15 protein-coding genes are annotated in these 16851 nt (G+C 61.7%); 7 read left to right on the forward strand and 8 right to left on the reverse strand.

Translation table 11 applies throughout. The annotated features are described in order from the left end of the window. Positions 1–19: 19 nt before the first annotated feature. Positions 20–1315, forward strand: a complete 1296-nt coding sequence (gbcA, locus tag PspS04_RS25335) for a glycine-betaine demethylase subunit GbcA (protein ID WP_159998305.1) — start codon at positions 20–22, stop codon at positions 1313–1315. A gap of 808 nt (positions 1316–2123) precedes the next feature. Here gbcA and PspS04_RS25340 read toward each other — a convergent pair. From PspS04_RS25340 to PspS04_RS25370, 7 genes are all read right to left on the reverse strand, one after another. Next, entirely contained in the window at positions 2124–3044 is a 921-nt protein-coding gene (locus PspS04_RS25340; RefSeq protein ID WP_159998307.1) for an RHS repeat-associated core domain-containing protein, read from the reverse strand. A 108-nt stretch (positions 3045–3152) separates the two neighbouring features. Further along, positions 3153–3923 (reverse strand): electron transfer flavoprotein subunit beta, encoded by a 771-nt coding sequence (gene etfB, locus PspS04_RS25345; RefSeq protein ID WP_159998309.1) that lies wholly within the window; start codon positions 3921–3923, stop codon positions 3153–3155. Between the two features lie 15 nt (positions 3924–3938). Continuing rightward, on the reverse strand, positions 3939–5159 hold the full coding sequence (gene etfA / locus PspS04_RS25350) for an electron transfer flavoprotein subunit alpha (protein WP_159998311.1): 1221 nt from the start codon (positions 5157–5159) through the stop codon (positions 3939–3941). Then, the gene (gene dgcB / locus PspS04_RS25355) at positions 5159–7108 is read right to left on the reverse strand and encodes a dimethylglycine demethylation protein DgcB (protein ID WP_159998313.1); all 1950 of its coding nucleotides are present in this window, start codon (positions 7106–7108) and stop codon (positions 5159–5161) included. Before dgcB ends, etfA begins: the two co-directional genes overlap by 1 nt. Before the next feature lie 163 nt (positions 7109–7271). Next, complete coding sequence (dgcA, locus tag PspS04_RS25360; RefSeq protein ID WP_095164363.1) at positions 7272–9332, reverse strand: dimethylglycine demethylation protein DgcA; 2061 nt, start codon at positions 9330–9332, stop codon at positions 7272–7274. A gap of 15 nt (positions 9333–9347) precedes the next feature. Then, on the reverse strand, positions 9348–9878 hold the full coding sequence (locus tag PspS04_RS25365; RefSeq protein ID WP_008033249.1) for a DUF5943 domain-containing protein: 531 nt from the start codon (positions 9876–9878) through the stop codon (positions 9348–9350). A 78-nt stretch (positions 9879–9956) separates the two neighbouring features. Next, positions 9957–10934, reverse strand: a complete 978-nt coding sequence (locus PspS04_RS25370) for a dipeptidase (RefSeq protein WP_159998315.1) — start codon at positions 10932–10934, stop codon at positions 9957–9959. Between the two features lie 234 nt (positions 10935–11168). Here PspS04_RS25370 and PspS04_RS25375 point away from each other — a divergent pair, with 234 nt between their 5' ends. Both PspS04_RS25375 and PspS04_RS25380 read left to right on the forward strand, forming a co-directional pair. Beyond that, positions 11169–11567: a lysozyme inhibitor LprI family protein gene (locus PspS04_RS25375; protein WP_159998317.1), complete on the forward strand. Its 399-nt coding sequence runs from the start codon at positions 11169–11171 to the stop codon at positions 11565–11567. 42 nt (positions 11568–11609) lie between these two features. After that, positions 11610–12026, forward strand: a complete 417-nt coding sequence (locus tag PspS04_RS25380; protein ID WP_159998319.1) for a DUF3010 family protein — start codon at positions 11610–11612, stop codon at positions 12024–12026. Positions 12027–12047: 21 nt separating this feature from the next. On the opposite strand, the gene PspS04_RS25385 is transcribed toward PspS04_RS25380, so the two are convergent. Next, positions 12048–12992 (reverse strand): GlxA family transcriptional regulator, encoded by a 945-nt coding sequence (locus PspS04_RS25385; protein ID WP_095164371.1) that lies wholly within the window; start codon positions 12990–12992, stop codon positions 12048–12050. A gap of 194 nt (positions 12993–13186) precedes the next feature. On the opposite strand from PspS04_RS25385, the gene choX reads away from it, so the two are divergent. The 4 genes from choX (at position 13187) to PspS04_RS25405 (ending at position 16830) form a co-directional block, all read left to right on the forward strand. Continuing rightward, positions 13187–14131: a choline ABC transporter substrate-binding protein gene (gene choX / locus PspS04_RS25390; RefSeq protein WP_095164372.1), complete on the forward strand. Its 945-nt coding sequence runs from the start codon at positions 13187–13189 to the stop codon at positions 14129–14131. 88 nt (positions 14132–14219) lie between these two features. Next, positions 14220–15107 carry a 3-keto-5-aminohexanoate cleavage protein gene (locus tag PspS04_RS25395; RefSeq protein ID WP_159998321.1) on the forward strand — a complete coding sequence of 296 codons (888 nt, stop codon included), beginning with the start codon at positions 14220–14222 and terminating at the stop codon, positions 15105–15107. Positions 15108–15249: 142 nt separating this feature from the next. After that, positions 15250–16215, forward strand: coding sequence for an L-carnitine dehydrogenase (locus PspS04_RS25400; RefSeq protein ID WP_159998323.1), 966 nt, complete (start codon positions 15250–15252; stop codon positions 16213–16215). A gap of 138 nt (positions 16216–16353) precedes the next feature. Next, the gene (locus tag PspS04_RS25405; protein ID WP_095164378.1) at positions 16354–16830 is read left to right on the forward strand and encodes a thioesterase family protein; all 477 of its coding nucleotides are present in this window, start codon (positions 16354–16356) and stop codon (positions 16828–16830) included. Positions 16831–16851: the final 21 nt, after the last annotated feature.

Below are 16851 nucleotides of genomic sequence, written 5' to 3' on the forward strand. Positions count from 1 at the left end.
GGCCATGAGGACTCAATCGATGGACGTCACCGCAAAAATCAGCCTGGGCGATCCTCTGGAACCCGCACGCAAGGCCACCGCCCAGATGCTGCAGGAACGTGAGCGCACGTTCTCGTTGCCGCAGCCGTTCTACTCCGATGAGCGGCTGTTCGATATCGACATGCAGGAAATCTTTCAGAAAGAATGGTTGATCGCTGGCATGACCTGCGAAATCCCGACCAAGGGCAACTACCTGACCCTGCAGATCGGCAAGAACCCGATCATCGTGATTCGCGGTGCCGAGGGGGTGGTGCATGCCTTCCACAACGTCTGCCGCCACCGTGGCTCGCGCCTGTGCACCAGCGATAAAGGCAAGGTCGCCAAGCTGGTCTGCCACTACCACCAGTGGACCTACGAGCTCGACGGGCGCCTGCTGTTTGCCGGCACCGAGATGGGTGACGACTTCGACATGAAGCAGTACGGCCTCAAGCCGGTGAACGTGAAGGCAGCAGGCGGCTACATCTTCATCAGCCTGGCGGAAAATCCGCCGGCCATCGATGACTTCCTGTCGACGCTGAATCACTACATGGAACCGTACGACATGGAAAACACCAAGGTGGCGATCCAGACCACCTTGTTCGAAAAAGCCAACTGGAAGCTGGTGCTGGAGAACAACCGCGAGTGTTACCACTGCAACGCCTCGCACCCTGAACTGCTGAAAACCCTGCTCGAATGGGACGACGTCACCGACCCCCGTGCCGACCAGGCGTTCAAGGACCACGTGGCCGCTTCTGCCGCCGCCTGGGACGCCGAGAAGATTCCGTATGCCCACGCCAGCTTCGGCCTGCGTAACCGCATCGTGCGCATGCCGCTGCTCAAGGGCACCGTGTCGATGACCCTGGACGGCAAGCAAGGCTGCAAAAAACTCATGGGCCGCATCCAGAACCCGGACCTGGGCTCGATGCGCATCCTGCACCTGCCGCACTCCTGGAACCACTGCATGGGCGACCACATCATCGTGTTCACCGTGTGGCCGATCAGCGCCCAGGAAACCATGGTCACCACCAAGTGGCTGGTGCACAAGGACGCCGTCGAAGGCGTCGACTACGACGTCGACCGCATGCGCCAGGTGTGGGACGCCACCAACGACCAGGACCGGCGCCTGGCCGAAGAGAACCAGCGTGGCATCAACTCCACCGCGTACCAGCCTGGGCCGTACTCCAAGACTTACGAGTTCGGCGTGGTGAACTTCGTGGACTGGTACAGCGAGCGCCTACTGAACAATCTTGGGGCCGAGCCTGCGCCGTACCTCAAAGGAGTTCCGGTCCAAGGCTAAAAGCATCGCGGGCAAGCCCGCTCCCACAGGATTTGCGTTTGAACACATTATTTGTGAACAACAGAGATCACTGTGGGAGCGGGCTTGCCCGCGATGAGGCCCTCCCTTTCACTAGTTTCTTCCGCACGCCACCCTCATCCTTAGAACTGTACGAAATATGATCTATTGCGTTCAGAGCTATGCTGCGCGCGCCTCCCAGCCTTCAGTGAACAAGTTATCCACAGCTCCACCCACAGCAAATGGGGACAACTGTGGAAAGGCTGAAAGTTTTCTCTACAGAAACTGAAGAAAATCCGTGACTTATCCAAATGAGTGGTTTTCGTCAGCCATTGGATGTTTTTTGATCGAAAGCCTGTAAGCCACGGTCTGTATGGATCGTAGCGGACCGCGAACACCTTATCCACAGAAGCGCCAACAGAGTTTGGGGGCAACTTGTGCGTCGTGGTCATTCCTTGTGGAAAACCCCGCCCAAGCTGCATATTTCGCGGGTTTGAGTAGCTTTCGAAGGGTAAAGAACGGCATTTGGCTATTTATTGATCAAATCCTTGAAAGCATTGATCTGTATGGCTTACAGCCGACAGCAAACATCTTATCCACAGAAACGCCAACAGAGATTGGGGGCAAGTCTTGAACAAGGGATCGCCTCGCCCAATGAAAAAAGCTCGAAAAAACAACCACTAGCACTGGTTGTTTTTCGTACAAAGGCTTGCAGGGCTTGCTGTGCGGGGGGTGTAGCGATGGGTGAACATGTTATCCACAGAAGCGCTAACAGGGATTGTGGGTAACACATCCACAACGACTGAACCGGCTAGAGTGACTGACGTATAGAGCCGGCATTAGTCACCAGACTGGGCGTTTGCGCAGGGGCGTCAGGGGAGCTCACCACGACCTGCTGTAAAGGAACATCAGGAGCCCTCCCCGGCACCTGACCAGGCGCTTGCCTGCGGAGCAAGTTCCACCCACTGGCCTCCTTGGTCGCCTCCCACAACACACGCCATTTTGACTGCCCATTACTGGAGGCGGTTGCCATCCATGTCCGAGCAATAACGTAATTCTGTTTGACTGCACCTACCCCCGTGAGAACCTGGCTGACAATGATCCCCACGTTAGATGCCAGCGACATCCCAGTGGCAGGCATTTGCGCCGCTATCGCCGCAGGGACGCCTACTGCACGGGCCGGTACACCCGTAGCGCCTCCCCAAAAGCTCATCGCATTGCCAATACGCGTCAGCATGCTTTGGGGTTTGCCCGCTACGATTGCCGCTGCCGACCTGTTGATCGCAGCCCCGGCAAAGATGGTATTCAAAGCAGTTCCTACAGCATTCCCCAGCAGAGAAAACCATGCCCTACCGGATGGATCAACCCGGGTCATGGGTGAGCCCGAGCAATACGCATACGGATTCAATCCCCCCGCACCAAACGGACTCAACCGGTCCGGGCTATGAAACCGCATCAACACCGGGTTATAGACCCGATGACCATTGCCCAGTTGATACCAACCAGTAGGTCGCTCTTTAAGTTGCCCATTGAAACCCAGGCCCGTGCTCGTCGGACGCAGGCTACTGGGCGAGCCATAGGCAGTGTAAGCGCGAAGGTTCGGACCGCTGCGGTCCAGTTCGGCGAGGATCGATTGTTGCAAATCGGTCGCCAGCAACAGGGTACGCGTGGTTGCTGGCGGATGGGCAGGACAGGGGGCGTTTCCGGCGGTGGGCATCAGGTGGCCTCGCATCGATCCAGACGCCCCGCAGTGCTGCTGCGGGGGCTTAATCCATACTTATCAACCTAACAAAAGCGCGTGCAATGCAACACTAGCAGTTCTGCTAGGGCGCCTTCAGGACTAGCGAACAACGCCCTCTTCAATCAGCAGCTTGAGGATCGCCTCGGCGCCTTCCTGGGCAGACACGCCCTTGAGCACCTGGCCACCGCCGCCACTGGCCTTGGCCGTGGCCGCCTTCATCCGGTCGGCACCGCTTTTGGCCTTGATCACTTTCAGGCGTTTAGGCCGTGACTTGGCCGCTTGCAGCGTGGCGACGGCGAGCAGTTCGTCGTCGAGCACTTCAACGTCTTCAGCCTGCAATACCCCGCGTCGCGCCGGGCCGAACGCACTTTGCCGAGGCTTGGGCGCGGCGTTATCCACCGTCGCCAGAAACGGTAAGCGGACTTTCAAGCGCCGCCGCTGACCGCGGGGCAAGGCTTGCAGCACCAGGGCTGAACCACCGTCGATGGACTCGACCTGCGCCAGCCCCACCACCAGCGGCCAGCCGAGGCTTTCGGCCAGCAGGAACGGCAACATGCCCGAGCCTTCACCGGTTTCCGCCTGGCTGCCGGTCAGCACCACCTGGGCACCTGCGCCGCGTAAATAGTCGGTCAAGGCCGGCAACGCATCGGCACCCGCCGGGTGTTCCAGCACATGCAACTGTTCCAGGCCCATGCCCAGATAGGCGCGCAACGCAGGCTCGGCGACGTCGCCGGCATGTAGCACTTGCAGGCCGTCCCCCGCCAGTTGCAGACCGAGTTCGACCGCCCGCGCATCCTGCTCCGCGCGACGTGGCCGACCGGAAGTCGGGTGGGCGCCAATCGACACCAGGCTGATGATTTTCGTGCTCATGACCCTTTCCTTCCCTTAAGCCGCATCGCGCTTGGCACCGTTGCGGTAAGCCTCTACCGCCGCGATCAAGGCGTGAAGAATCTCGGCGCTCTCACCGATCACCGACAGGTCGGCCCGCTTGATCATGTCGCATCCGGGGTCCAGGTTGATCGCCACCACCTTGTCGCAGGCACCGATGCCTTGCAGGTGCTGGATCGCCCCGGAAATCCCCACCGCCACGTAGACCCGCGCGGTGACCCAGGTGCCGGACGCCCCGACTTGACGGTCGCGGGCCATGAAGCCGTCGTCCACCGCCACCCGCGAGGCGCCTTCGGTGGCACCCAGCGCAGCGGCGGTCTGGTGGAACAACGGCCAATCCTTGACCCCGTTGCCGCCCGAGAAAATGAACTCGGCTTCGGCCATTGGAATCGCTGCCGGGTCCACTGCCACCGCCCCCAGATCTTCAATACGCGAAAGACTGCGAGCCACGGTTGTGGATAACTCCACCGGCAAGGCTTCGTGGCGGGTTTCGCTGACCGGTTCTGCACATTCGACGGCGCCCAGAATCAAGCGTGCGAGCGGTCGTGCCAGGTCTTGCAACCCGGCACCGGCGCGGCCGATGCATTGCTGATCCTTGACCTGCCAGACCCGTGTGGCCGGGCGTTCGCCCAGGGCGGCGGCAAAGCGTCGACCCAGTTCACCGCCACCGGTACGACTGTCCGGCAGCAACCAGTGACGTGGGCTGAATTGGTTATCCACAGCCCGCAGGCCCTGGACCCGTTGTTCCGGTGCATAACCGTTGAACTCGTCCCCCTCGAGTACCAGCAGGCGATCGACGCCAGCCGTAGCGAAGGCGCTCTCTTTGTGTTCGCCGAAGACCACGGCCAGGACGGCACCGTCGTTGCCGGCCAATTGATGAGCCAGGCCCAGCAAGTCGCGGTCATGGCTGCTCAAGCGGCCGCCGACCATGTCGGGCACCACGCTGATGTAGAACGCAGGGACCACTACCTGATGCAGCGGCAATTGCACTTCCACGGCGGCAGTACGCTTGGTCGCGCCGCCCTGCTGGGCGCCGCTACGGTCAATGCGCTTGATCCCGTTGGGGCCGATGAAGCCGATGCCATGGGGGTTCTTGCGGATGACGCCGTTAGGCCCCATCCAGCTGTGTTGCGCCGGCTGCATGGCCGCGTGCAGCGGGTGCAGGCGGTTGCGGGCGATCCATTCGGCACGGGGGTCGCGGCGGATTATGTCGCTCATCAGTGCACCTGCGCAGGTTTACGTTGAGCCGGCGTGATCGGCTTGCTCGGCGCTTGGTCTTCAAGCAACGCATCGGCCACCAGTTCGGCAAGGTCCTTGATCAAAGGTCGCGGCTCGACCACCCCTTCCAGCATCGCCGTGCACTGCGGGCAGCCCACGGCCACCAGTTCGGCGCCTGTTTCGCGGATGTCTTCCATGCGCATGTCGGGGATACGCTGCTTGCCCGGAATGTCGGTGATCGGCGCGCCGCCGCCACCGCCACAGCAGCGCGAGCGAAAGCCCGAGCGTTGCATCTCTTTGACTTCGATACCGAGGGCGCGCAGCACTTCACGCGGCGCCTCGTATTCGCCGTTGTAGCGACCGAGGTAGCACGGGTCGTGATAGGTCACGCTGTCGCCCTTGTGCTGGCCGAGATTCAGCGCGCCGGCGCCGATGATTTGCGCCATGTAGGTACTGTGGTGCTGCACCAGGTAGTTGCCATCGAACGCGCCGTATTCGTTTTTCAGCACGTGGAAGCTGTGCGGATCGCACGTGACGATGCGGTTGAAGCTGTACTTGGCCAGGGTCTGGATGTTGCGTTTGGCCAACAACTGGAAGGTCGCTTCATCGCCCAGGCGTCGGGCCACGTCACCACTGTCGCGCTCTTCAAGGCCGAGCACGGCAAAGTCGATTTTCGCCGCTTTCAGCACTTTGACGAACGCGCGCAGGGTGCGTTGGTTGCGCATGTCAAACGCCCCGTCGCCGACCCAGAACAGCACGTCGGTGGCTTTCTTTTCGCTGAGCAGATTGAGGTTCAAGTCCGCCGCCCAGTTCATCCGCCCACCCGGGGCGAAGCCGCCCGGGTTGTCGGTGGCGATCAGGTTCTCCAGGACCTCGGCGCCCTTGTTCGGGGTCGCACCTTTTTCCAGGGTCAGATGGCGGCGCATGTCGACGATCGCATCGACGTGCTCGATCATCATCGGGCACTCCTCGACACAGGCGCGACAGGTGGTGCACGACCATAGGGTCTCGGCGTCAACCAGGCCGTTGACGATCGGCTGATGCGGATTACCCGCGTGCTCGCCGATGGCTTTACCCGGATACGGGCTGCCGGCGAACTTGGCATCGGTGCCTCCGGCCAGGCCGACCACCATGTCCTGAATCAGTTTTTTCGGATTCAACGGCTGGCCGGCGGCAAACGCCGGGCACGCGGCTTCGCACTTGCCGCACTGCACGCAGGCGTCAAATCCCAGCAGTTGGTTCCAGGTGAAATCCTTGGGTTTTTCCACACCCAGCGGCGCAGACAGGTCGTTCAAATCCAGCGGTTTCAAACCGGTGGAACGGCCGCCACCAAAGCGTTCGGCGCGACGGTGCCAGGCCAGGTGCAAGGCACCAGCGAAGGCGTGCTTCATCGGCCCGCCCCAGGTCATGCCGAAGAACAGCTCAGACACGCCCCACAGCACGCCGATACCGAGGATGACCGCCAACAGCCAGCCACCGAAGTGTTCCGGCAGGATACCGGCCACCGGCAGGGTCACCAGGAAGAACGACGCCGAGAACGCCAGCAGGCTTTTCGGCAAACGCATCCACGGGCCTTTGGACAGCCGGGCCGGCGGGTTGCGCCGACGCAGGTAAACGAAGATCGCACCGACGAACATCACTGCCGTCATCAACAGCAGCGCGTATCCCAGGAAGCGGTTATGCAGGCCAAATCCGTGGACCAGGATCGCCAGCACCGCGGACGCCACTGCGCCGCCGGCCGTGGCGACGTGGGTGTTGGCGATGTATTTGTCACGCGCCACCACGTGGTGCAGGTCGACCATGTAGCGCTTGGGCATGGCCAGCAGGCCGCCGATCAGGTCGACTTTCGAAGCTCGGCCGCGACGCCACATGGCCACCCGCCGCAACGCGCCCAGAACCGCCAGGCCCAGGGCAGCGAAGAGCAGGATGGGAAGAATTGTGTTCAACATGGGTGTTGCTCCCAAAGACCTCAGGGTCTTAACGATCTGGATACCTGACCCGACTCCTGTGGGAGCGGGCTTGCCCGCGATAGCGATAGGTCAGTCAACATTGGTGTTGAATGTGCTGCCGTCATCGCGGGCAAGCCCGCTCCCACATTGGTTTGGTGTCGTATCAGAAATCCTTGCACAGCCGCAGGGCGTCATAGATCGCAGCATGCGTGTTGCGCTGGGCCACGCAGTCGCCAATGCGGAACAGCAGGTAGCCGTCGCCCGGTTGGCTCAGCGAAGGCTGGGGCTTGATCGCGAACAGGGCTTCAACGTCCATCTGGCCCTTGTTGCGCGAACCTTCCTTCAGCGCGTAATAGATTTCTTCATCCGGACGCACGCCGTTTTCCACCACCACCTGGTCGACCACCCGCTCCTCCTTGGCGCCGGTGTATTCGTTCTCCAGCACGGCAATCAGCTTGTCGCCTTCGCGGTAGACCTTTTCCAGCATCATGTCGCCGGTCATGATCACTTCCTTGGGGTACATGCTGCGGTAGTAAGTCGGGAACGACGTACCGCCGACGGCCACGCCGGGCTTGATGTCGTCGGTGACGATCTCGACCTGGCAACCCTTGTCGGCCAGGAAGTCGGCCACCGACATCCCGGTGAACTCACAGATGGTGTCGTAGACCAGCACGTTCTTGCCGGGCGCCACCTTGCCGTCGAGTACGTCCCAGCTGCTGACCACCAGGCCTTCTGCAGCGCCCCAGTGTTCGTTCTGCTCCAGGAACGGATGCCCGCCCACTGCCAGCACCACCACGTCCGGACGCAGGTCGAGAATGGTCGCGGCATCGGCAGCCACGCCCAGGCGCAGGTCGACTTTCAGGCGTGCCAGTTCCAGCTGGAACCAGCGGGTGATACCGGCGATCTGGTCCCGTTGCGGGGCTTTGGAGGCAGTGGTGATCTGCCCGCCGATGAATTCCTTCTTCTCGAACAGGGTCACGTCATGGCCACGTTCCGCCGCTACGCGCGCAGCTTCCATCCCGGCTGGGCCGGCACCGACCACGACCACCTTGCGTTTCACGCCGGTGGATTTTTCGATGATGTGCGGCACCCCCATGTACTCGCGGGAAGTCGCGGCGTTCTGGATGCACAACACGTCCAGGCCCTGGTACTGCCGGTCGATACAGTAGTTGGCGCCGACGCACTGCTTGATCTGGTCGATCTGGCCCATCTTGATCTTGGCGATCAGGTGCGGGTCGGCGATATGGGCGCGGGTCATGCCGACCATGTCGACGTAGCCGCCTTCCAGAATCCGCGTGGCCTGGTTCGGGTCCTTGATGTTCTGTGCGTGCAGCACCGGGACCTTGACCACTTCCTTGATCCCGGCTGCCAGGTGCAGGAACGGCTCCGGTGGATAACTCATGTTCGGAATGACGTTGGCCAGGGTGTTGTGGGTATCGCACCCCGAGCCGACCACACCGATGAAATCGAGCATGCCGGTGTCGTCGTAGTACTTGGCGATCTGCTTCATGTCTTCGTGGGACAGACCGTCCGGATGGAACTCGTCGCCGCACAGGCGGATGCCGACACAGAAGTCGTCACCGACCTCGGCACGCACCGCCTTGAGCACTTCCAGGCCAAACTTCATGCGGCCTTCGAAAGTGCCGCCCCACTCGTCCGTGCGCTTGTTGACCCGCGGGCTCCAGAACTGGTCGATCATGTGCTGGTGCACGGCCGACAGCTCGACGCCGTCCAGGCCGCCGGCCTTGGCCCGACGCGCGGCCTGGGCATAGTTGCCGATGACCCGCCAGATTTCTTCCGGCTCGATGGTCTTGCAGGTGGCGCGGTGCACCGGTTCACGGATGCCCGATGGCGACATCAGGGTCGGCCAGTTAAAACCGTCCCAACGCGAGCGGCGGCCCATGTGGGTAATCTGGATCATGATCTTGGCGCCATGCTTGTGCATGGCGTCGGCCAGGTTCTGGAAGTGCGGAATGATGCGGTCGGTGGACAGGTTGACCGAGCTCCACCATTCCTGCGGGCTGTCGATGGCCACCACCGAGGAACCGCCGCAAATCGCCAGGCCGATCCCGCCCTTGGCTTTCTCTTCGTAATACTTGACGTACCGATCGGTGGTCATGCCGCCGTCAGTGGCATACACCTCGGCGTGCGCGGTGCTGAGCACACGGTTGCGGATGGTCAGTTTGCCGATCTGGATCGGCTGGAACATTGCTTCGAAAGCCATGGCAGGATCCTCGACTTACAACGGCTTGACGGTGAACAAGCCGTCGTCGTGGCCTTCTTCCGAGCCACCGTATACCTGTTCGGCGACGGTGCGGATCTTGCTGCCGCGCGCCTGCAGGATCTGGTCCATGGCGCCGGCGAACCAGCCGGTGAACATGTAGTCGACCTTGCGTCCAACCTTGCCGTACACATAGACAAACGCCGAATGTTCGAGCTTGACGCTGGCGGTGCCTTTGTCGAGGTCGATGTCCTGGATCTTGAACAGGCCCCAGCCGCGCTGCGACAGGCGCTTCATGTAGTGCTCGAACACCGCGACGCCTTCCAGGCCGTGGCATTCAGCTTCCTTCTCGCACCAGTGCCAGGCGGACTTGTAGCCGGCCTTGTAGAGGATCTCGGCATAGGCATCGGCGCCCAGCACTTCCTCGATGCCCATATGGTTGTTGACGAAGAAGTGACGCGGTACATACAGCATCGGCAGTGCGTCGGAAGTCCAGACACCGGTCTCGCTGTCGACTTCGATTGGTAATTGCGGGGCGATCTTGGCCATGGAAACTAAACTCCAGAAAAATTTTGGTGTTACCTGCGGCGCGGATGGCCGAAGGGCAGGATTCAGAAGTGCGGCGGGTTATTCGCCCCAGACATCCTTGAGGACGTTCACCCAGTTCTCGCCCATGATCTTGCGCACCACGCGCTCAGGATGGCCGCGCTTGAGCAGGGTTTCGGTAAGGTTCGGGAACTCGCCCACGGTGCGGATACCCAGCGGATTGATGATCTTGCCGAAGCTGGTCAGGCGGCGGGCGTAGCCCTTGTCGTGGGTCAGGTATTCGAAGAAATCCTGGCCATGGCCCTGGGTGAAGTCGGTACCGATACCGATGGCGTCTTCGCCGACGATATTCATGGTGTATTCGATGGCTTCGGCGTAGTCCTCGATGGTCGAATCGATGCCCTTGGCCAGGAACGGCGCGAACATGGTCACGCCGACAAAACCGCCGTGGTCGGCAATGAACTTGAGCTCTTCATCGGACTTGTTGCGCGGGTGCTCCTTGAGGCCCGACGGCAGGCAGTGGGAGTAGCAGACCGGCTTTTTCGATTCGAGGATGACTTCTTCCGAGGTCTTGGAGCCAACGTGGGAGAGGTCGCACATCACGCCGACGCGGTTCATCTCGGCGACGATTTCCCGGCCGAAACCCGACAGGCCGCCGTCACGCTCGTAGCAGCCGGTGCCGACCAGATTCTGGGTGTTGTAGCACATCTGCACGATGCCAACGCCAAGCTGCTTGAACACCTCGACATAGCCGATCTGGTCTTCGAAGGCATGGGCATTCTGGAAGCCGAAGAGGATCCCGGTCTTGCCCAGCTCCTTGGCCTTGCGGATGTCGGCGGTGGTGCGCACCGGCATCACCAGGTCAGCGTTCTCGCGGATCAGTTTCTGGCTGGCGGCGATGTTGTTGATGGTCGCCTGGAACCCTTCCCACACCGACACGGTGCAGTTGGCCGCAGTCAGGCCACCCTTGCGCATGTCTTCAAACAGCTCACGGTTCCACTTGGCAATGATCAGCCCGTCGATAACGATGCTGTCGGCGTGCAGTTCGGCTGGGCTCATCAGGCTGTCCCCTTATTGGTGATTCATGCGCCGAATCGTCTGCCGGCGCTTTGGGTCAGCATATGCCTCGGTGCCTGGGTAGCCGGGTGCAAAAACGACAGGGGGTTTGCCGAAAGCGTCAATCCACGACAAAGGCTTACATAGCCGTCGGTTTGCCCGTCTGTTCTTTACCCCGCGCTTGGGCCAGAATCCGCCGCATCACTGGATGCTTCACGGAATTGGGACGACAGCTCAATGAAATCGATCTTCTTCGCATGGGCACTGATCGCGACCGGGGTACAGGCAGCTGAAGACGCTGACAACAACCCTTGCGATGCGGTCGAAAACGACGTCCAGACCCTGGAATGCTCGGCGTACAACAAGACCACCGCCGAACAACTGCTCAAGGACAACTACCAGGGTTTGCTGGAGCGGTTCAGGGCCGAATACGCGAACAACAAGAGCCAACTGGCAGACATCACCAGCAAACTGCAGGTCGCCGAACAGCTCTGGGTCAAATCCAGGGACGCCGATTGCACAATCGCGCCATTCCCTGCCGCCGTGGGCAGCAAGGCCTACCTCATCGACCAGAACGACTGCCTGGCGAACAAGAGTGACGAGCGCTCGGAGTTCCTCGAATCACTGGCGCAGTGACTAAGCCACACCCCTCAACGACTATTGAAAAAGGCGACCTTCATGAAACTCTGCGGCATCGAAATCAAAGGCAGCGAAGCGATCATCGCCCTCGCCTCCCTCGACGGCCAGGCGCTCAGCCACGTCGCCCTTGCCACCAAGAAAATCGCCCTGGACGATGACGACGACGCCGCCAACGTCAAACTGTTCGCCGCACAAGTGGCTTCGTTCGTCCGCGAGAACTCGATCGACCGCATCGCGATCAAGAAGCGCAGCAAGAAAGGCGAATTCGCCGGCGGCCCGACCACCTTCAAGATCGAAGGCATATTCCAGCTGCTCGACAGCTGCGAAGTGACCCTGCTGTCACCCCAGACCATCAATGCGCAATCCAAGAAACACGACTTCGCCCTGCCGACCACCCTCAACAAGTATCAGCATGAGGCTTATAAGGCGGCATGTTCGGCGTTGTTGAAGAAGTAAAGCCCCGCACTGCCCCCTCGATCATGCCTTGGCGGTACGTCGATCCTCGCGCGGGCACCGCGCAAAGCGTGTCCGATAACTGCGGGTAAAGTACGACGGCGATTCAAAGCCGCAGGCGATGCTCACCTCCAACACGCTCATGTCAGTCTGGCGCAGCAGTTGCCGGGCTTTTTCCAGGCGCAGGCCCAGGTAGAAATTGCTCGGCGTATCGTTGAGATGCAGGCGGAACAGGCGCTCCAGCTGACGGCGGGTGACTTTGATCGATTCCGCCAGCTCCAGGGTGCTCAGGGGCGGCTCGCTGTGCTGCTCCATTTCGCCAATCACCTGCACCAGCTTCTTGTTGCTGATGCCGTAGCGCGTGGCGATCTGCATGCGCTGGTGGTCCTTGCGCGGGCGAATGCGCCCCAGCACGAACTGCTCGCTGACCTCGATCGCCAGCTCTGGACCGTGGGCCTGGGCGATCAAGTCCAGCATCAAATCGATGGACGCGGTGCCGCCGGCCGAGGTGATGCGGCGACGGTCGATTTCGAACAGTTCCTGGGTCACGCTCAACTGTGGATAAGTCTCCTTGAACGCCTCGATGGCTTCCCAGTGCAGGGTCACCCGATGGCCGTCCAGCAGACCCGCTTGGGCCAGGACAACACTGCCGGTATCGATCCCGCCGAGGGTGACGCCCTCGTGATCGAGACGGTGTAGCCAGTGCTCCAGTGCCGGGTCGACGAACTTCAGCGGTTCGAAGCCGGCGACCACCAGTAACGTCGCGCCTCTCTTCAATGGCTCCAGCGCCGCGTCGGCGTTGAGTGACATGCCGTTGCTGGCCAACACCGGCCCACCGTCGACGCTGAGCACGTGCCAGCGATACAACTCGCCGCGAAAGCGATTGGCGACCCGCAGCGGCTCGATCGCCGAGATAAATCCAATCGCCGAGAAACCCGGCATCAACAAGAAGTAGAAATCCTGGGACATGGGGCGCACTCGGTTGACGGGTAGCGTGGGGACGTTGATACGCCACTTGCCACAGGCATTCAAGAGCACAGGTCGCTGCAGTGCAAGAGCTGGTCGCCGTGGTGCGCTTTCATCGGCCTTGAGCTGCGTAACTTGGCATCACCGGCGCACAAAGACGACCGGACCCACAATAACGAACTGCCGAGGAACCTGAGATGAAACGACTGATCAGCAGCTGTGTTCTTGCACTCAGTGGTAGCGCATTGCTGAGCGCCAGCGCCATGGCCGCCGACCCCGCTGCATGCCAGAACGTGCGCATGGGCGTGGTCAACTGGACCGACGTGATCGCTACCAGCGCCATGACCCAGGTCCTGCTCGACGGCCTCGGCTACAAGACCAAACAGACCAGCGCCTCGCAACAGATCATCTTCGCCGGCATCCGCGACCAGCGCCTGGATCTGTTCCTCGGCTACTGGAACCCGCTGATGACCCAGACCATCACCCCGTTCGTCGAGGCCAAGCAGGTCACAGTCCTGGCTGAGCCCAGCCTCAAGGACGCCCGCGCGACCCTGGCGGTGCCGACTTACCTGGCCGACAAGGGTCTGAAAAGCTTCGCCGACATCGCCAGGTTCGAAAAAGAGCTGGGTGGCAAGATTTATGGCATCGAGCCCGGTTCGGGTGCCAACACCCAGATCAAGGCGATGATTGCCAAGAACCAGTTCGGCCTGGGCAAATTCCAACTGGTCGAGTCCAGCGAGGCCGGCATGCTCGCGGCGGTGGATCGTGCCGTACGGCGCAAGGAAGCCGTGGTGTTCTTCGGCTGGGCGCCGCACCCGATGAACGTCAACGTTCAGATGACTTACCTGACCGGCAGCCAGGACGCCCTGGGTCCGAACGAAGGCTCGGCCACCGTCTGGACCGTGACCGCCCCCAATTACGCCAGCCAGTGCCCGAACGTCAGCCGCTTGCTCAGCAACCTGACGTTCACCGCCGCAGATGAGAGCCGAATGATGCAACCGTTACTCGACCACAAGGACGCGTTCGAGTCGGCCAGACAGTGGCTCAAGGATCACCCGCAAGACCAGCAACGCTGGCTGGAAGGCGTGACCACTTTCGACGGCAAGCCGGCGGCCGAGAACCTGCAACTGACCAGCAAGTAAACCCCGACTCAATCACCGTTTCGCAGCCGAGCGTGGCTGCGAACGGGCTCCCTATGCCCCACAAAACCGGCCTGAAGGAAACTGCCCCATGAACCACGACGTCATCATCACCTGCGCACTGACCGGTGCTGGCGACACGACCGCCAAGAGCCCCCACGTGCCGGTCACTCCGAAACAGATTGCCGCCGCCGCGGTGGAAGCCGCCAAGGCTGGGGCCACGGTGGTCCACTGCCATGTGCGCGACCCGCAGACCGGCAAGTTCAGCCGTGACGTGGCGCTGTACCGCGAGTTGATGGAGCGCATTCGCGAAGCGGATGTCGACATCATCGTCAACCTCACCGCCGGCATGGGTGGCGACCTGGAAATCGGCGCCGGCGAGAACCCCATGGAATTCGGCCCCAACACCGACCTGGTCGGTCCGCTGACCCGCCTGGCTCACGTCGAAGCCCTGCTGCCGGAAATCTGCACCCTGGATTGCGGCACCCTCAACTTCGGTGACGGCGACACCATCTACGTCTCCACGCCGGCGCAACTGCGGGCCGGGGCTAAACGGATCCAGGAGCTGGGGGTCAAGGCCGAGCTGGAAATCTTCGACACCGGCCACCTGTGGTTCGCCAAACAGCTGATCAAGGAAGGCTTGCTCGACGATCCGCTGTTCCAGCTGTGCCTGGGCATTCCGTGGGGCGCGCCGGCCGACACCACCACCATGAAAGCCATGGTCGACAACCTGCCGGCCAATGCCGTGTGGGCCGGCTTTGGCATCGGTCGCATGCAGATGCCGATGGCCGCCCAGGCGGTGCTGCTGGGCGGCAACGTGCGGGTCGGGCTGGAAGACAACATCTGGCTGGACAAAGGCGTGCTAGCGACCAACGGCCAACTGGTCGAGCGCGCCGGCGAAATCCTCAGCCGCCTCGGCGCCCGCGTCCTGACCCCGGCCGAAGGGCGCAAGAAAATGGGCCTGGTCCAGCGCGGCTAAGCCCAACCTACTTCTAACACCTGTGGGAGCGGGCTTGCCCGCGAAGAGGTCGGAGCATCCAAAACCTCTTCAGTGGTGATCCACCGCTTTCGCGGGCAAGCCCGCTCCCACAGGGATCGCCGGTAACTTTCAGGAAATCGCCATGAGCTTTATCACCGAAATCAAAACCTTCGCCGCGTTAGGCAGTGGTGTCATCGGCAGCGGCTGGGTGTCCCGCGCCCTCGCCCATGGTCTGGATGTAGTGGCCTGGGACCCAGCTCCCGGGGCCGAGGCGGCGCTGCGCAAGCGTGTCGCCAACGCTTGGGGCGCCCTGGAAAAACAAGGCCTGGCACCCGGTGCCTCACAGGATCGGCTGCGTTTTGTCGACACCATCGAGGCCTGCGTGAAGGACGCCGACTTCATCCAGGAAAGCGCCCCGGAACGCCTTGAACTGAAACTTGAACTGCACAGCAAGATCAGCGCCGCGGCCAAGCCCGATGCACTGATCGGTTCCAGCACCTCGGGCCTGTTGCCCAGCGAGTTCTACGAGGGCTCGACCCACCCGGAACGCTGCGTGGTCGGCCACCCGTTCAACCCGGTGTACCTGTTGCCGCTGGTGGAAGTGGTCGGCGGCAAGCACACCGCGCCCGAGGCGGTACAGGCGGCCATGCACGTCTATGAGTCCCTGGGCATGCGCCCCTTGCACGTGCGCAAGGAAGTGCCGGGATTCATCGCCGACCGCTTGCTCGAGGCCTTGTGGCGCGAGGCGTTGCACCTGGTCAACGATGGCGTGGCCACCACCGGTGAGATCGACGACGCGATCCGCTTTGGCGCAGGCCTGCGCTGGTCGTTCATGGGCACTTTCCTCACCTACACCCTGGCCGGTGGCGATGCCGGGATGCGCCACTTCATGGCGCAGTTCGGTCCGGCCCTGCAACTGCCGTGGACCTACCTGCCCGCACCGCAGTTGACCGAAAAACTGATAGATGATGTGGTGGACGGCACCCGCGAACAGCTGGGCAACCACAGCATTGCGGCGCTGGAGCGCTATCGTGATGACTGCCTGTTGGCCGTATTGGACGCGGTGAAAAATACCAAGCAAAAGCACGGGATGAGCTTCAGCGACTAATGTATCGGCTGTTCTGGCGCTTTCGCGGGCAAGCCCGCTCCCACAGGTTTTCACTGCCCATGTGGGAGCGGGCCGGGCGGCGTTCCGCTTGCCCGCGAAAGCGCCAGTCCCGTCACCACCCCTATCGGAACCTGAAGCATGCCCACCCTCACCACCTACCAAACCACCATCATCCCTGACTGGGTCGACTACAACGGCCATCTGCGCGATGCCTTTTACCTGCTGATCTTCAGCTATGCCACCGACGCGCTGATGGACCAGTTGGGCATGGACAGCAACAACCGCGAGGCCACCGGCAACTCGCTGTTCACCCTCGAACTGCACCTCAATTACCTGCACGAAGTGAAGCTCGGCAGCGACGTCGAAGTGCGCACGCAGATCATCGGCCACGACCGCAAACGCCTGCACCTCTATCACAGCCTGCACCTGGCGGGAGAGGCACAGGAACTGGCGGGCAACGAGCAGATGCTGCTCCACGTCGACCTTGCCGGCCCGCGTTCGGCGCCGTTCAGCGAGCAGGTGACGAACAAGCTGCTGGCCATGACCGCGCTGCAATCAGACCTGCCCACTCCCGCCTATATCGGCCGGGTGATCGCCCTGCCGCCAGAAAAATAATCACAATAAAAAGGAGCGCCC

It is taken from the genome of Pseudomonas sp. S04, from assembly GCF_009834545.1.
Taxonomy (GTDB): domain Bacteria; phylum Pseudomonadota; class Gammaproteobacteria; order Pseudomonadales; family Pseudomonadaceae; genus Aquipseudomonas.

What these genes read in the sequence shown, in the direction of transcription:
- PspS04_RS25395 (WP_159998321.1), top strand. Translation starts at nt 14,220, where the DNA reads ATGAACCACGACGTCATCATCACCTGCGCACTGACCGGTGCTGGCGAC.
- PspS04_RS25365 (WP_008033249.1), bottom strand. Translation starts at nt 9,878, where the DNA reads ATGGCCAAGATCGCCCCGCAATTACCAATCGAAGTCGACAGCGAGACC.
- PspS04_RS25340 (WP_159998307.1), bottom strand. Translation starts at nt 3,044, where the DNA reads ATGCGAGGCCACCTGATGCCCACCGCCGGAAACGCCCCCTGTCCTGCC.
- gbcA (WP_159998305.1), top strand. Translation starts at nt 20, where the DNA reads ATGGACGTCACCGCAAAAATCAGCCTGGGCGATCCTCTGGAACCCGCA.
- etfB (WP_159998309.1), bottom strand. Translation starts at nt 3,923, where the DNA reads ATGAGCACGAAAATCATCAGCCTGGTGTCGATTGGCGCCCACCCGACT.
- PspS04_RS25400 (WP_159998323.1), top strand. Translation starts at nt 15,250, where the DNA reads ATGAGCTTTATCACCGAAATCAAAACCTTCGCCGCGTTAGGCAGTGGT.
- PspS04_RS25405 (WP_095164378.1), top strand. Translation starts at nt 16,354, where the DNA reads ATGCCCACCCTCACCACCTACCAAACCACCATCATCCCTGACTGGGTC.
- choX (WP_095164372.1), top strand. Translation starts at nt 13,187, where the DNA reads ATGAAACGACTGATCAGCAGCTGTGTTCTTGCACTCAGTGGTAGCGCA.
- PspS04_RS25385 (WP_095164371.1), bottom strand. Translation starts at nt 12,992, where the DNA reads ATGTCCCAGGATTTCTACTTCTTGTTGATGCCGGGTTTCTCGGCGATT.
- PspS04_RS25370 (WP_159998315.1), bottom strand. Translation starts at nt 10,934, where the DNA reads ATGAGCCCAGCCGAACTGCACGCCGACAGCATCGTTATCGACGGGCTG.
- dgcA (WP_095164363.1), bottom strand. Translation starts at nt 9,332, where the DNA reads ATGGCTTTCGAAGCAATGTTCCAGCCGATCCAGATCGGCAAACTGACC.
- etfA (WP_159998311.1), bottom strand. Translation starts at nt 5,159, where the DNA reads ATGAGCGACATAATCCGCCGCGACCCCCGTGCCGAATGGATCGCCCGC.
- dgcB (WP_159998313.1), bottom strand. Translation starts at nt 7,108, where the DNA reads ATGTTGAACACAATTCTTCCCATCCTGCTCTTCGCTGCCCTGGGCCTG.
- PspS04_RS25380 (WP_159998319.1), top strand. Translation starts at nt 11,610, where the DNA reads ATGAAACTCTGCGGCATCGAAATCAAAGGCAGCGAAGCGATCATCGCC.
- PspS04_RS25375 (WP_159998317.1), top strand. Translation starts at nt 11,169, where the DNA reads ATGAAATCGATCTTCTTCGCATGGGCACTGATCGCGACCGGGGTACAG.